Source organism: Streptomyces sp. NBC_00726 (assembly GCF_045161735.1).
Classification (GTDB): Bacteria; Actinomycetota; Actinomycetes; order Streptomycetales; family Streptomycetaceae; genus Streptomyces.
In genome coordinates this window covers 5,905,002-5,919,636 of sequence record NZ_CP108983.1, presented here as the reverse complement: position 1 = coordinate 5,919,636, position 14,635 = coordinate 5,905,002, and the positions used below count along the sequence as shown (strand labels likewise).

The 14,635-nt window shown below is 72.7% G+C and carries 11 protein-coding genes; 3 read left to right on the top strand and 8 right to left on the bottom strand.

Going from position 1 to position 14,635, the window contains the following annotated elements:
• Positions 1–24: 24 nt before the first annotated feature.
• The 3 genes from OG338_RS26345 to OG338_RS26335 form a co-directional block, all read right to left on the bottom strand.
• Complete coding sequence (locus OG338_RS26345) at positions 25–1,368, bottom strand: M20/M25/M40 family metallo-hydrolase (RefSeq protein ID WP_405939707.1); 1,344 nt, start codon at positions 1,366–1,368, stop codon at positions 25–27.
• Complete coding sequence (locus tag OG338_RS26340; RefSeq protein ID WP_405939706.1) at positions 1,361–2,194, bottom strand: M55 family metallopeptidase; 834 nt, start codon at positions 2,192–2,194, stop codon at positions 1,361–1,363. The genes OG338_RS26345 and OG338_RS26340 overlap by 8 nt, the downstream gene beginning before the upstream one ends.
• A 113-nt stretch (positions 2,195–2,307) precedes the next feature.
• The gene (locus tag OG338_RS26335; protein ID WP_405939705.1) at positions 2,308–3,309 is read right to left on the bottom strand and encodes an aldo/keto reductase; all 1,002 of its coding nucleotides are present in this window, start codon (positions 3,307–3,309) and stop codon (positions 2,308–2,310) included.
• A 120-nt stretch (positions 3,310–3,429) separates the two neighbouring features.
• Between OG338_RS26335 and OG338_RS26330 the strand changes: the two genes are divergently transcribed.
• A complete protein-coding gene (locus OG338_RS26330) occupies positions 3,430–4,320 on the top strand; it encodes a LysR family transcriptional regulator (protein ID WP_405939704.1) in 891 nt (296 codons plus the stop codon).
• 33 nt (positions 4,321–4,353) lie between these two features.
• Here OG338_RS26330 and OG338_RS26325 read toward each other — a convergent pair whose 3' ends face one another.
• The 4 genes from OG338_RS26325 to OG338_RS26310 form a co-directional block, all read right to left on the bottom strand.
• Complete coding sequence (locus OG338_RS26325) at positions 4,354–5,073, bottom strand: class I SAM-dependent methyltransferase (protein WP_405939703.1); 720 nt, start codon at positions 5,071–5,073, stop codon at positions 4,354–4,356.
• A 97-nt stretch (positions 5,074–5,170) separates the two neighbouring features.
• Positions 5,171–7,606 carry a SpoIIE family protein phosphatase gene (locus OG338_RS26320; RefSeq protein WP_405939702.1) on the bottom strand — a complete coding sequence of 812 codons (2,436 nt, stop codon included), beginning with the start codon at positions 7,604–7,606 and terminating at the stop codon, positions 5,171–5,173.
• Positions 7,607–7,757: 151 nt separating this feature from the next.
• Entirely contained in the window at positions 7,758–10,220 is a 2,463-nt protein-coding gene (locus tag OG338_RS26315) for an MFS transporter (RefSeq protein ID WP_405939701.1), read from the bottom strand.
• A 185-nt stretch (positions 10,221–10,405) separates the two neighbouring features.
• Positions 10,406–10,849: an SRPBCC family protein gene (locus OG338_RS26310; RefSeq protein ID WP_405939700.1), complete on the bottom strand. Its 444-nt coding sequence runs from the start codon at positions 10,847–10,849 to the stop codon at positions 10,406–10,408.
• Positions 10,850–10,997: 148 nt separating this feature from the next.
• On the opposite strand from OG338_RS26310, the gene OG338_RS26305 reads away from it, so the two are divergent.
• Both OG338_RS26305 and OG338_RS26300 read left to right on the top strand, forming a co-directional pair.
• Positions 10,998–12,044: an Rv2578c family radical SAM protein gene (locus OG338_RS26305; protein WP_405939699.1), complete on the top strand. Its 1,047-nt coding sequence runs from the start codon at positions 10,998–11,000 to the stop codon at positions 12,042–12,044.
• 133 nt (positions 12,045–12,177) lie between these two features.
• Positions 12,178–13,755 (top strand): alpha/beta hydrolase, encoded by a 1,578-nt coding sequence (locus tag OG338_RS26300; RefSeq protein WP_405939698.1) that lies wholly within the window; start codon positions 12,178–12,180, stop codon positions 13,753–13,755.
• A 54-nt stretch (positions 13,756–13,809) separates the two neighbouring features.
• On the opposite strand, the gene OG338_RS26295 is transcribed toward OG338_RS26300, so the two are convergent.
• Positions 13,810–14,385 (bottom strand): HEAT repeat domain-containing protein, encoded by a 576-nt coding sequence (locus tag OG338_RS26295; protein ID WP_405939697.1) that lies wholly within the window; start codon positions 14,383–14,385, stop codon positions 13,810–13,812.
• Positions 14,386–14,635: the final 250 nt, after the last annotated feature.

Here is a 14,635-nt window from a genome sequence, read left to right as displayed (position 1 = left end):
GGTGTGGGTCTCCCCCCGAGTGGTTCAGGCGGTGCGCAGGTAGTGGTCCAGGACCCGGACGCCGAAGTGCAGCGCGTCGACGGGGACGCGTTCGTCCACGCCGTGGAAGAGGGCCTGGTAGTCGAAGCCGACAGGCAGCTTCAGCGGTGAGAAACCGTAGCCGGTGATGCCGAGCCGGGAGAACTGCTTGGCGTCGGTGCCGCCGGACATGCAGTACGGCACGACGTGCCCGTCCGGGTCGAACCGCTCGACGGCGGCGCGGAGTCTGGCGTACGTGGGTGAGTCGACCGGGGCCTGGAGGGCGACCTCGCGGTGGGCGAACTCCCAGTCGACCGAGGGGCCGGTGAGCCGGTCCAGGGTGGCGTGGAACTCCTCGTCGCCGCCGGGGACGGTCCGGCCGTCGATGTAGGCGGTGGCGTGGCCCGGGATGACGTTGACCTTGTAACCGGCGTCCAGCATCGTCGGGTTGGAGCTGTTGCGGACGGTCGGGGCGACGAGGTCCGCGGCGGGCCCGAGCTTGCCGAGGAGTTCGTCCACGTCGAAGCCGGGGGCGTCGAGGTCGGGGTGGATGCCGTGCAGCGCGGCGAGTTCGGTGAGCGCGGCGCGGACCGTCGGGGTGAGCCGGACCGGCCACTCGTGCTCGCCGATACGGGTGACGGCGGCGGCGAGCGCGGTGACGGCGTTGGCCCGGTTGACCTTGGAGCCGTGGCCGGCCTTGCCGCGGGCGGTGAGCTTCAGCCATCCGGTGCCGCGTTCGCCGGCGCCGATGGGATAGAGCGGCATGGAGGGCCCGGCGTGGAAGGTGAAGGCGCCGGACTCGCTGATGCCCTCCGTGCAGCCGTCGAAGAGGGCGGCGTGCCGGTCGGCGAGGAAGCCCGAGCCGTCCTCGGCGCTGGCCTCCTCGTCGGCGGTGTACGCGATGACGAGGTCGCGGCGCGGGCGGATGCCGGCCCGGGCCCAGTACCGGACGACGGCCAGGACCATCGCGTCCATGTTCTTCATGTCGATGGCGCCGCGCCCCCACACGGTCCCGTCGCGGACCTCGCCGGAGAAGGGGTGCACGGTCCAGTCGGCGGCCTCGGCCGGCACCACGTCCAGGTGGCCGTGGACCAGGAGGGCGGGGGCGGACGGGTCGGTGCCGGGAATCCGGGCGACCACGTTGGTGCGGCCGGGGGTGCGTTCCAGGAGCGCGGGTTCCAGGCCGGTGGCGGCCAGGCGCTCGGCGACGTATTCGGCGGCGGGGCGTTCGCGGCAGTCGCCGCCGCCCCGGTTGGTGGTGTCGATGCGGATCAGTTCGGAGGTGAACGTCACCGATTCGTCGAGCGCCAGGGCGTCGACGGAGTCCTGGGGGGCGGTCGCCTCAGCCATACTGCTCCTCCACGGCGGACGAGACGATCGTCGTCACCGCCTTGAACGTGCGGATACCTTCGTACATCGTCGCGCTGGTGTAGGAGACCCGCCTCTCGCCGCTCGGCGCCACGCCGGGTACGACGGTGGCCGCCGCGGCCAGGTGCTCGGCGTCGAATTCCAGCTCCACGGTGAACGGGCCGCCCGCCACCGGTGTGTACCGCCCGGCCAGGGGTACGGCCCGGGCGGCGGCCGCCCGGATGTCGGCGGCGGTACGGGCGGGGGTGCGGCAGACGGCGGCGTACCGCGACACGTGGTCCTTGACGGCCACCTTCTCCGCGCCGGGGGCGTACCCCTCGGCGTCCACGCAGGTCAGGTCGTCGCCGGTGACGAGGACGACGGGGACTCCGTACTCGGCGGCGACATGCGCGTTGAGCAGGCCCTCGCTCGCCCGGACGCCGTTCAGCCAGACCCCGGTGATGGAGTTGGCGAGGTAGGTGTGGGCGAGGACGCCCTCCGTACCGGCGCCCGTGTGGTAGCCGACGAAGGCGACCGCGTCGACGTCCCCGTGCTGGATGCCCTCGACCATGCTGAGCGACTTGTGCTTGCCGGTGAGCATCTGGACGCGCTCGTCCATGTGCTCCAGGAGCAGGTTGCGCATGGTCCAGTGGGCCTCGTTGACCAGCACCTCGTCCGCTCCCCCGTCGTAGAAGCCGAGGGCGGCGGCGTTGACGTCGGAGGTGAACAGGGAGCGGCACCGCTCCCACTGCGGTGTGCCGGGCAGCACGTCGGCCGGCCAGGTCACGCCGGTGGCGCCTTCCATGTCGGCGCTGACGAGGATCTTCATGCGGCCACACGGTACGCGCCGATGAACGCCCAGGCCAGGGCTGCCGAGCACGCCACAGGTCCATTCCAATGACGGGCCCGGCGGCCGCCGCGGGCCGCCGGGGGCGGGGGGCGTCAGCCGCGCTTGGCGCCCTTCAGCAGCTTCTCGATCCGGCTGAGTTCCTTGTCGGTGAAGTCCAGGTTCCGGACCGTCTCGACGTTGTTCTCCAGCTGGGCGACGCTGCTCGCGCCGACCACGGCGGAGGTGACGCGCCCGCCGCGCAGCACCCAGGCCAGGGCGAGCTGGGCGAGGGACTGGCCGCGCGCGGCGGCGAGTTCGTTGAGCTCGCGCAGCCGGGACACCAGGTCCGGGGTGACCGCCTCGGCCGACAGGAAGGGGCTGCTGCCGGCGGCGCGGGAGCCCTCCGGGATGCCGTTCAGATAGCGGTCGGAGAGGATGCCCTGTTCCAGCGGCGAGTAGGCGATGGAGCCGACGCCCAGCTCGTCCAGGGCGGTGAGCAGCCCGTCCTCGGGGCGGCGGTCGAGCATCGAGTAGCGCGGCTGGTGGATCAGGAGCGGGGTGCCGAGCTCCTTCAGGATGCGGGCGGCCTCGCGGGTCTGCTCGGGTGAGTAGTTGGAGACGCCGGCGTAGAGCGCCTTGCCCTGGCGCACCGCCGCGTCGAGCGCGCCCATGGTCTCTTCGAGCGGCGTCTCGGGGTCGGGCCGGTGCGAGTAGAAGATGTCCACATAGTCCAGGCCGAGCCGGTTGAGGCTCTGGTCCAGCGAGGACAGCAGGTTCTTGCGCGAACCCCACTCGCCGTACGGGCCGTCCCACATCAGATAGCCGGCCTTGGTGGAGACGATGATCTCGTCCCGGTGGGCGGCGAAGTCCGTGGCGAGCGCCCGGCCCATCGCGGTCTCGGCGGAGCCGGGCGGCGGGCCGTAGTTGTTGGCCAGGTCGAAGTGGGTGATGCCGAGGTCGAAGGCCCGGCGCAGGATCTCGCCCTGGGTCTCCGGTGTCCGGTCCCCGCCGAAGTTGTGCCACAGGCCGAGCGAGAGGGCGGGCAGCTTCAGGCCGCTGCGCCCGGTGCGCCGGTAGGGCATGTTCGCGTAGCGGTCGGCGGACGGGAGGTACATACGGGCTCCATGGGAGAGGTGTGCCGGCCATGACCGGCCGGACACCCCCAGGCTCGCTCACTTCGATCCAGTAGTCCAATAGGAGATTCCGCTTGGATTCAGGGCCTAGAGTTCTCAATCATGGAGTTGCGTCAGCTGGAACATTTCGTGGCGGTCGCCGAGGAGCGGCACTTCACCCGGGCGGCGGAGCGGGTCGCCGTCTCGCAGTCCGGGCTCTCCGCCTCCGTACGGGCGCTGGAGCAGGAGCTGCGGACGCCGCTGTTCAGCCGGACCACGCGCAGCGTACGGCTGACCGAGGCGGGGCGCGCCCTGCTGGTCGAGGCGGAACGCACGCTGGCCGGGGTGCGGGCCGCGAAGGAGGCCGTCGACGCGGTACGGGGGCTGCTGCGCGGGACCCTGTCGGTGGGCGTGGAGCAGTGCGTGGCCGGACTGCGGCTGCCCCGGCTGCTCGCCGCCTTCCACCACGCCCACCCGCACATGGAGATCCGGCTGCGCCAGGAGGGCACGGCGAGGCTGGTGGACGGGGTGGCGGGCGGCCGGCTGGACATCGCGTTCGCCGCGACGGTGGACCCGGCGGGCTGGCGCGGTGAGCTGGTCCCGCTGGCCCGGGAGCCCATGGTGCTGCTGTGCGCGCCGGGCCACCGGCTGGCGGCGGCGGACCGGGCGGCCTGGGCGGAGCTGTCCGGCGAGCCGTTCATCGACTTCCACCCGGACTTCGGTCCGCGCCGCGCGGCCGACGCGGCGTTCACGGCGGCCGGGGTGCGCCGCACGGTGGCCCTGGAGGTCACCGACGTACACAGTCTGCTGGAGCTGGTGCACGAGCAGCTGGGCATCGCGCTCGTGCCGCACCACTTCTCCCGCAAGCCCGAGGCGCGCGGACTGGTGGCGGTGCGGCCCGAGGGCGCCGGCGAGGCGTTCTACGAGAGTGCCGTGGTGCTCCCCGAGGCGCGGGCGCTGAGCCCGGGGGCGCGGGCCCTGATGGCGCTGCTGCGGGACGACGCGGGGAGCTAGGGCCTGTCGTCAAACTCCCCTCGTCGCCCGGTGTCAGCCCGTGGCCAGCACGAACCACCTCGCCGGCAGGTCGATCCGGGTGCCGTCGGGCAGGTTCTCGGTCTGCGGCAGGACCGTGTCGCCGCTGTCGAGGACGGTCAGCCCGGCCGCCGCGAGCAGCCGCGGGACCTCCTCGTCGGTGGCGCTCGCCGGTTTCAGCCCGTGTTCGAAGACCCGGCGCAGCTTCGGGCCCGGTCCGCCCGGGCCCTGTGAGGCGCGTTGCAGGACGTCCTTGGAGGCGGGGGTCAGCTCGGCGACGAAGGCCCGGCCGCGTGCGCCGAGGAGCGTGGCGACGGCGGCGGCGACGGCCGGGCGGGCCTCCGGGTCGCTCTGGTGGATCACCGCCCGCATGTAGACGTTCGTGTCACCGATGCGCTCGTGCAGGGCACGCACGGCGTCGGCGTCGGTGAGGTCGAGCGCCTGGTACGCGGCGGTCTCCCCCGGGTCCGCCTTCCGGGCGTGCTCGATCGCCGCCTCCGAGAGGTCCACGCCGAGGGCGCGGGGGAAGAGGGTGGCGAGGTGCCGGGTCTGGGTGCCGCTGCCGCAGCCGAGGTCCACGACGGGCAGAGCGGTGTCGGCGTACGGCAGGAGCAGCCGGCTGTGCGGTACGGCGCTCAGATCCGGGCCGGAGTCCCAGATGGCCGCGCCGGGTTCGTCCGGTGTGGCCGCCCAGTATCCTTCCCACGCCTCGCGGTATTGCTGTGACACACCCATGCGTCCTCCCAAGTCCCGTGGTGCAGGCTCATATTGCTCAGCCAGGGACTACTGCCCAGGGGTGCCCCGGGGCAAGGGTGCGGACGCAACCTCCTTGTCAGATACGGCGGTTGGTCCGGGGGCGCGGGACGTGGGACAGGGCCTGCTCGAACCAGACGGTCTTGCCGCGCGCGGTGCCGCTGGTGCCCCACTCCCTGGCGAGGCTGCTCACCACCATGAGGCCCCGGCCGAATTCGTCGCCGTCGGTGACTCCGAGGAGGGCGGCGGGGGCCGGTTCGTCGTCGCTGACCTCGCACAGCAGCGCGTCGGTGCGGACCAGGCGGAGTCCGATGTGGTGGGTGCGGCCGTGCTTGAAGGCGTTGGTGACCAGCTCGCTGACCATCAGCTCGGCCGCCTCCACGGCGTCGGGCAGCTCCCAGTCGAGGAGTTGGCCGCGCACCAGGCGGCGGGCCCGGGACACCTCGCGGGGGTCCAGGGCGAGCTGCCATTCGGCGACGTCCTCGTCCGCGATGCCGTTCAGCCGGGCCATCAGCAGGGCGACGTCGTCCTTGCGGCCGCCACCGGTGTTCAGGGCGCGGATGATGGTGTCGCAGGCGTCGTCCATCGACGCGGCGGGGTGGGCGGCGGAGGCGCAGAGCGCGGCGAGCCCGGCCCCGATGTCCTGGCCGCGCACCTCGACCAGCCCGTCCGTGCACAGGACGAGGCGGTCCCCCGGGCGCACCCGCACGGTGGCGGTCTCGAAGGCGACCCCGCCGACGCCGATGGGCGCCCCGGTCGGCAGGTCGAGCAGTTCGGCCCGGCCGTCCTCGGCACGGACCAGCACGGGCGGGATATGACCGGCGTTGGCGATCTGGAGCTCGCCCGCGATCGGGTCGTAGACCGCGTACAGGCAGGTCGCGAGGTACTGCTCGCCGAGGCGCTGGGCAAGGTCGTCCAGATTGCGCAGGAGCTGGGCGGGCGGCATCTCCATGGTGGCCATGGTCAGCACGGCGGTCCGCAACTGGCCCATCATCGCTGCCGAGTTGAGCCCGTGGCCCATGACGTCGCCGACGACCAGCGCGGTGCGCGAGCCGGGGAGCTTCACCGAGTCGAACCAGTCGCCGCCGATCCGGCCGAGCCGGGTGCCCGGCAGATAGCGGGTCGCGATGTCGCAACCGGCCATCCGGGGCTCGACGTTGGGCAGCATGCTGTCCTGAAGCGTCTCCGCGACGTTCTCCTGGTACGTGTACATGCGGGCGTTGTCCAGGACGAGCCCGGCCCGCGCGGCGAGTTCGGCGCCGGTGGTGCGGTCCATGTCGTCGAAGGGCTCGCGGCCGGGGCGGCGCATCAGGACCATGAAGCCGAGGACCACGTCACGGGCCTTCAACGGCACGATGAGCAGCGAGCGGTGGGTGATCAGGGGGCGCAGGTCGCGCTTCTCGAACTCGCCGGAGATCCGGTTGCTCAGCTCCCCGCTCACATAGGGCACGATGACCGGCTCGCCGGTGACCATGCACTGGAAGAACGGGGTGTGTTCGGGGAAGGCGATGGCCTCGCCGACGGGCACGGTGTCGTCCCAGCGGCCCGGTTCGTCGTTGTGCTCGACCCAGACGCGGTGCCAGATGGTGGTGACGTCGGGCGGTCCGTCGGGGAAGCCCTCACCGGCGAGGACGGCGGCGCGCAGATGCGTACCGGCGAAGTCGCTGAAGCGGGGGACGGCGGCGCTGGTGACCTCGCGGATGGTGCGTTCCAGGTCGAGGGATGTGCCGATGCGGCCGCTCACCTCGTTGAGGAATTCCAGCCGTTCACGGACCGCCGCGTATTCGAGGTCCAGTTCGGGGCGGGGCACGGTGCGCTGCGGGACCACCGCCGCCTCCGTGCCGTATCGCTCCTCGCGCACCGGCAGCGCTCCGGGGCGCTTGGGCACGCCCCAGTCCGGGGTGACGGGGATGCGTTCGTGGTGGCTGAACTCCAGCACGGGGTAGCCCAGTTCGAGCACCTGGGCGACGATGCCGGTCGCCTCCTGGACGCTCATGTTCGGCAGGATCTCCGGCAGCCGCGCGGACAGCTCGGGATGGCCGGGGAAGTCGGTGTGCAGGGCGAAGCCGGGGGCGACCGTACGGGCGGGGTGGCCGTCCTCCACATCGCGCAGCTGCGCGCAGTCGGCGGCGAGCACGAGGAGCCGGGCCGGTCCGGGGCCGGCGAGCGGGTAGGCCCACCACAGCACGTCGATCCGGCCGTGCCCGGGCTCGTCCAGGCGGGCCCGGCCGGACGCGGGGTAGGGGAAGTCCCCGCTCAGCGAGCTGTCGGGCACGGGGCCCTCGTCGTACTGCGCGGGAGTGCCGTTCACCCCCAACACGCCGGTGACGGGCAGGAGTTCACCGGCCGGGCTGCCGATCGCTTCCTCGCGGGCGACGCCGAAGAGCCTTCTCGCCCCGGACGACCAGTGCGAGACCAGCCCCTCCGCGTCGACCACGGCCACGGCGAGCGGCAGGCGGCCCGCCGTGCCGTCGCCCGGCAGTGGTGTCCTCTGCGGCGGCACACCGAGGTCCATGAGGGGAAGGCTCCTTCCTCACCGCGGCATTCCGCGGCGCGTGACTCCACGGTACGGGGATGCGACCGGCGTCCGCGGGTCATCGGCGGAATCCCCCTCGGGGGTGGTGCGCCCCGCGCACTCCGGGGCGCGGCAAAAGGCCCCGGGGCGTTCAGTCCTCGTGCCCCAGCTGGAGGTCGCGCTCGGTGCGTCCGCCGCCCGCGACCTGGAGGACCGTGGCGACGGGCGGGTAGCCGGCCGCGATGACGGTGTACTCGCCGGTGGACAGGTCCACGAAGCGGAAGGCGCCGTCCGGGCCGGTGGTCACGGTGTCCACCACGTTGCCCGCCGCGTCCAGGAGTGTGACCCGGGCGTCCTCGACGGGCCGCCCGGCGGTGGCCCGGACGATCCCGCGCAGCACGGCGCCGCCGGCCAGTTCGATGTCCTGCCGGGTCTCCCGGGCCGCCTGCACGCTGACCGGAAGCGCGGCGGGCCGGAAGGCCGGGGCGGAGGCGGCAAGGGTGTATTCACCGGCGACCAGCTCACTGATCACGTAGCCGCCCTCGCGGCCGCTGCGCGTGGAGGCGACGACCTCGCCGCGTACGTCGGTGAGCGTGACGGCGGCGTCGTGTACGGGCGCCCCGTCGGCCGTGACGACGGTGCCGGCGAGCCGCCCCGCGCCGCCGAGCACCACGTCCAGCTCGACCGGGCGTTCGCCGACGGTGACGCTGACGGCCTGCGGCTGGTGGCCCCCGGCGGCGGCGATCAGGACGTACGAACCGGCGCCCGGCACGCTGAGCGCGTACCGCCCCTCGTCGCCGCTGGCGCCCCGGCCGACCTGCTGGCCCTGGACGTCGATGAGGGTGAGGGCGGCGCGCGGCACCTTCGTACCGTCGGAGTGCTGGACGCTGCCGGAGACCGGGACGCCGGAGAGGTAGCCGGCGGACGGGACGGCGGCGTCGGTGCGGGCGGCGGGGATCGGGGTGTACTCGGTGGTGGCTTCGGGGCCTGCGGTGGTTTCGGGGCTGTGGGACACCAGCGGTTTCTCCTTGAGGAAGAAGGCGAAGAACAGGCCGAGCACGAGGACCGGCACGAGGTAGAGGAAGATCCGGGGCATCGCGTCGGCGTACGCCTGGATGTAGGCGTCCCGCAGCGCGGGCTCCATCGTGTGGACCAGTTGCGGGCTGATCGACTCCGGGTCGGGGAGGTCCGCCCCGGAGGGCAGCCGGACGGCGAGCGCGTCGGCGAGCCGGCCGGCGAACAGGGTGCCGAAGACGGCGGCGCCGACGCTGCCGCCGATCTGCCGGAAGTAGTTGTTGGCGCTGGTGGCGGTGCCCAGGTCGGCGGGGCGCACGGAGTTCTGCACGGCGAGGACCAGGACCGGCATGATGAGCCCGATGCCGAGGCCGAGGACCGCCTGGGCGATGCTGTATTCGAGGCGCGGGGTGTCGGTCTCAAGACGGGACAGCAGCCACATGCCGACCGCCGAGACCGCGCTGCCCGCGATCGGGTAGACCCGGTAGCGCCCGGTGCGGGAGATGAGCTGGCCCGAGATCACGGAGGCGCCGACGATGCCGCCCATCATGGGGAGCATCAGCAGCCCGGACTCGGTGGCGGTGGCCCCGTCGACCATCTGGAGGAAGGTCGGCAGATAGCTGGCCGCGCCGAACAGCGCAACGCCGACGACGGCGCCGACCAGGGCGGTCACGTTGAAGATCGAGTCGCGGAACAGCCGGAGCGGGATGACCGGTTCGGCGGCGCGGCGCTCCACGAGGACGAACAGCAGAGTCGTTCCGGCAGCTCCGGCGCCCAGCCCCAGGATGGTGCCCGAGCTCCAGGCGTACTCCGTGCCGCCCCAGCTGGTCAGCAGCACCAGGCAGGTGGAGGCGGCGGCGAGGAGGGCGGCGCCGAGGATGTCGAGCCGGGGGCGGACGGTGGGCCGGGGGAGCTTGAGGACGACGGTGATCACGGCGAGGGTGATCAGGCCGAACGGCACGTTGATGTAGAAGCACCAGCGCCAGGAGGCGTGGTCCGTGAAGAAGCCGCCGAGCAGCGGCCCGGCCACCGAGGCGAGGCCGAAGGCGGCGCCGATGAGGCCCATGAACCGGCCGCGCTCGCGGGGCGGGACCACGTCCGCGATGATCGCCTGCACCCCGATCATCAGCCCGCCGCCGCCGATGCCCTGGAGCGCCCGGAAGGCGATGAGCTGGTCCATGGTGCGGGACCAGCCGGCCAGTGCGGAGCCGACGACGAAGACGACGATGGCGAACTGGAAGACGCCCTTGCGGCCGAAGAGGTCGCCGAGCTTCCCGTAGACCGGCAGGCCGATCGTGGAGGCGAGCAGATAGGCGGTGACCGCCCAGGACATCTTTTCCAGGCCGTGCAGCTCGCCGACGATCTTGGGGAGCGCGGTGGCGACGATCATCTGGTCGAGCGCCGCGAGCAGGAGCGTGAGCATCAGCCCGACGAAGACCAGCCGGATGCGGCGGGGGTCCGTACCGATGCCGTCGGACGGGTCGGGGGCGACGGTCTCCGTCGCGGCGGGGTGCGGCGGAGGCGGGGCGGGCGCGGGCGCCGCCTCGGCGTCCCCCGGGCCGCCGGGCTCGTCCTCCAACAGTGTGATGCCACCCACCACGTGCCGCTCCCCTCGTCGCGCTGCCGCACATTTCTCGCATCGCGCGACAAGAGAGGGCAAACGCGGCGGGGGGCGCCTGCGGCGCACTCAGGGGGCGTATCCCCCGGTGGGAGCCACTACGGCGCACAACCGCCCCGCCGCAAAGACCACCCGAACCGGTGAGGCCGGGCGGTGCCGACGCGGGGTCAGTTCTCGACCTCGGCGGCGAGGTTGGCCAGCAGCTCGTCGTAGATGCGGGCGAGGCCCTTGGGCGCGAAGGTCTTCTCGAAGAAACCGCCGATGCCGCCGGCGCCGTTCCACACGGTCGTGACGACGGCCTTGGACCTGCCCTCGCCGGCCGGAGTGACGGTCCAGGTGGTGACCATCGACGAATTCCGGTCCTTCTCCACGAGCTGGCCATCGGTCGGCTCGCTGACCTCCAGGAGGCAGTCGCGCACCCGCTTGCTGGTGGCCTGGAGCTTCCAGTGGACGAGGGTGCCCTCGCCGTCGCCGCCCTCGCGCACCTCGTACTCGCTGTAGTGGGCGGGGAGCACCTTGCCGCGGACGTCCTTGTAGTCGGCCAGCGCGTCGAACACCGCCTCCGCGTCCGCCGCGATGATCCGCTCCGTCGTGGCTTCGACCTGCGCCATGCCTGCTCCTCCTGCACTCGGTTCTTCGGGGTGTGCTGAGCCAACCACCTTGTGTGTCGGGCTCAAAATCCGGGCCGGGACGAAGGGGAAAAAACGATCATGGGAACAAGTGTTCTATTCTCGGTCCGGAACTACCGAGGAGGCGTCCATGCGCTGGGACAATCTGGCTGAAGCCAACGCCAACCACCCCACGAGCGGCACGGGTGCGCTCTTCGCCGCCGACGCGGTGACCACCCGCACCTTCGACACCCCCGAATTCCGGGGCATCACCTTCCACGAGATCCGGGCCCGTTCGATCGTGAACCGGGTGCCCGGCGCCTCCCGGATGCCGTTCGAATGGACCGTGAATCCGTACCGGGGCTGCACGCACGCCTGCGTCTACTGCTTCGCCCGCAAGACGCACGGCTATCTCGACCTCGACACCGGGATCGGCTTCGACTCGCAGATCGTCGTCAAGGTCAACGCCCCGGAGCTGGTCCGCCGCGAGATCGCCGCGCCGCGCTGGCACGGGGCGCACCTCGCGATGGGCACCAACGTCGACTGCTACCAGCGGGCGGAGGGCCGCTACCGGCTGATGCCCGGCATCCTGGCCGCGCTGCGCGACCACGCGAACCCGTTCTCGATCCTGACGAAGGGCACACTGATCCTGCGCGACCTGGAGCTGCTGCGGCAGGCCGCCGAGGTTACCGAGGTCGGCGTCTCGGTCTCGGTCGGCTTCACCGATCCGGAGCTGTGGCGGACCGTGGAGCCCGGCACGCCGTCGCCGGAGCGCCGTCTCGACGTCGTACGGAGGCTGAGCGAGGCGGGCATCGGCTGCGGGGTGCTGATGGCGCCGGTCATCCCGCACCTCGGCGACGGCCCCGAGCAGCTGCGGGCCACCGTCCGCGCGATCGCCGCCGCCGGAGCGACGTCGGTGACCCCGCTGGTCCTGCATCTGCGCCCCGGCGCCCGCGAGTGGTTCATGCAGTGGCTGGGCAGCCACCACCCGCATCTCGTACGGCGTTACGAACGGCTGTACGCGGACGGCGCCTACGCGCCGACCTGGTACCAGCGCCGGATCACCCGGTACGTGCACGAGCTGGCGGCCGAGTACGGCATCGGGCCGGCGCACCGGGGCGCGGCGCGCAAGCTCCCCCGGCGCGAGCCGCGTCCGCCGCTCGACGGCTCGGAGCCCACCCAGCTCACCCTGCTCTGAGCGGGCGGGGCGCACCCGGACGCGCAATCGGGTCATCTCTCACCACAACGGGTCCTTCCGGCGCCGATTGCGGGGAACATGCGGCGGGGGCTGCCCACCCGCGCAGCCGTGATCCCCCGTTCCGGGAGGCCATATGACGAACCGTTCAGTACTGCTGTGCGCCCTGGGGGCGACGGTCGCCGGTCTGGTGACCGCCGCACCGGCCACGGCGGACACCGCGACACCGCGCACCGCACCGCTCGCCTGGAAGGACTGCGGCACGAAGTCCTCCCCGACGCTCCAGTGCGCGACGGTGCGCTCCCCGCTCGACCACGACGACCCGTCGGGCCGCCAGGTCACCCTGGCCCTGACGCGCGTGCCGCACACCTCGAAGACCTTCCAGGGCCCGCTGCTGGTGAACCCCGGCGGGCCCGGCGGCAGCGGCCTGTCGATGGCGCCCTTCGTGGCCGCCGCGCTGCCGAAGGCGGTCGCCTCGCAGTACGACGTGATCGGTTTCGACCCGCGCGGCGTCGGGAAGAGCCGGCCGGCCCTGGACTGCCTGCCCGGGTACTTCGACCCGGTCAGGCCCGACCCCGTACCGCAGTCCCTGGGCGGCGAGCGGGTCAACCGCAACCGCGCCCGCGACTTCGCGGCGGCCTGCGGCGAGAAGTACCCGGACCTGCTCCCGTACATGGACACGGTGAGCGCGGCCAAGGACCTGGACGTGATCCGCCGCGCGACCGGGGCGCGGCAGCTCAACTACTTCGGCTACTCCTACGGCACCTACCTCGGCGCGGTGTACGCGAAGCTCTTCCCGGACCGCGTCCGGCGGCTGGTCCTCGACTCGAACGTGGACCCCGAAGGCGTCTGGTACGAGGACAACCTCACCCAGGACTACGCGTTCGACACCCGGCACAAGGCGTTCGCCGCCTGGGTCGCCGAGTACGACGCCACGTACCACCTGGGCGGTGACCCGGCGAAGGTGGAGGCCGCCTGGTACCGGATGCGGAACGCGGTGAAGAAGCGTCCGGCGGGCGAGAAGGTCGGCGCGGGCGAACTGGACGACACGTTCCTGCCGGGCGGCTACTACAACGGCTACTGGCCGGTGCTGGCCGAGGCGTTCGCCGCGTACGTCAACGACAAGAACGAGAAGCCGCTCGTCGCCGCGTTCGAACGGTTCGCCGCGGTGGACGCGGACGGCGACAACGGCTACTCGGTCTACACGGCCGTCCAGTGCCGGGACTCCGACTGGCCGCGCGACTGGAACACCTGGCGCAACGACACCTGGCGGGTGCACGCGAAGGCCCCGTTCATGGCCTGGGGCAACACCTGGTACAACGCCCCGTGCGCCGACTGGCCGGTGGAACCCCTGAACCCGGTGCGGGTTTCCAACCACGCCCTGCCCCCGGTCCTGCTCTTCCAGGCGACGGACGACGCGGCCACCCCGTACGAGGGCGGAGTCACCCTGCACCGCAAACTGCGCGGCTCCCGCCTGGTGGTCGAACAGGGCGGCGGCAACCACGGCGTCACCCTGAGCGGCAACGCCTGCCTGGACCACTACCTGACGGACTACCTCGCCAACGGCAAGGCCCCCCGAGCCGGCCGCGGCGAAGCGGACGCGGTCTGCGCGAAAACCCCGGACCCGAAGCCGGACCCCGCGAAGTCGGCCCGCCCGGCACTGCGCCCGGACACGGGCAGCACGCTGCACGGGCTGCTGGGGTTCCGGGGCTGACCCGGGCCCGGGCACCGAGGGGCGCACGCGGGACGACCGCGTGCGCCCCTTCGCTCATTCGCCCGGCAGCCGGCTGAGCGCTTCCCGTGCCGCGTCCGCCAGCCGAGCCCGTGGCAGCGCCGCCTCCAGGGCCGGGCGGGCGGTGGGGTCTCCCAGGGCGCCCAGGCCCTCGACGCACGCCAGGGCGACCCGCCAGTGCGGTTCGTCCGGGGCGAGCAGCCGGGACAGGGTGGTGACCAGCGCGGGGGCGGACTCCGGGGCCCGGAGGGCGGTGAGCAGGCGGACCGGGTGGAGGGCGTAGGCGGTGCGCAGGGGGTTGGTGGCGAGGGCGGCGGCTGCTCGGGGGGTGCGGGGGTCGGCGAGGCGGGCCAGGGCGTGGGCGGCGCTGACGCAGCGGTCGGGGTCGCGGTGGTTGAGGAGGAGCACCAGGGGTTCGAAGGCCCGGCGGTCGCCGGCGCAGCCCAGACGGAAGGCGGCGATCTCGCGGGCCCAGAGCGGGCGTTCGCGCTCGACGAGGACCCGGGCCAGCTCCTCGTCGTCCTCGGTGGCGAGCAGGGCGCGGCAGGCCGGCGAATCCCCCGCCTCGTCGGCCAGCCGGTGCGCCAGTGACCGGAACTCCTCGTCGTCCATGACCGTCAGCGTATCGGCGGACACGGTGCGTATCGACGGGGGTCCGGAATGTGGCACGGGCCACAACTGGGCAGGGCTGGCGCGCTCGTTACTCACTGGTTAAGCTCAGTTGAGCGGGACACACTCCCGTCGCTCCGATGGCCTGGTGACGCAGCCACCCGGAGTGTTGTCGGTTCGGCAGCTGTACGAGACGTGGCCCCGGGACAGGGTCCGTCGCTCTTTTCCGGTCCCGAGCGTGGATCACGCCCGG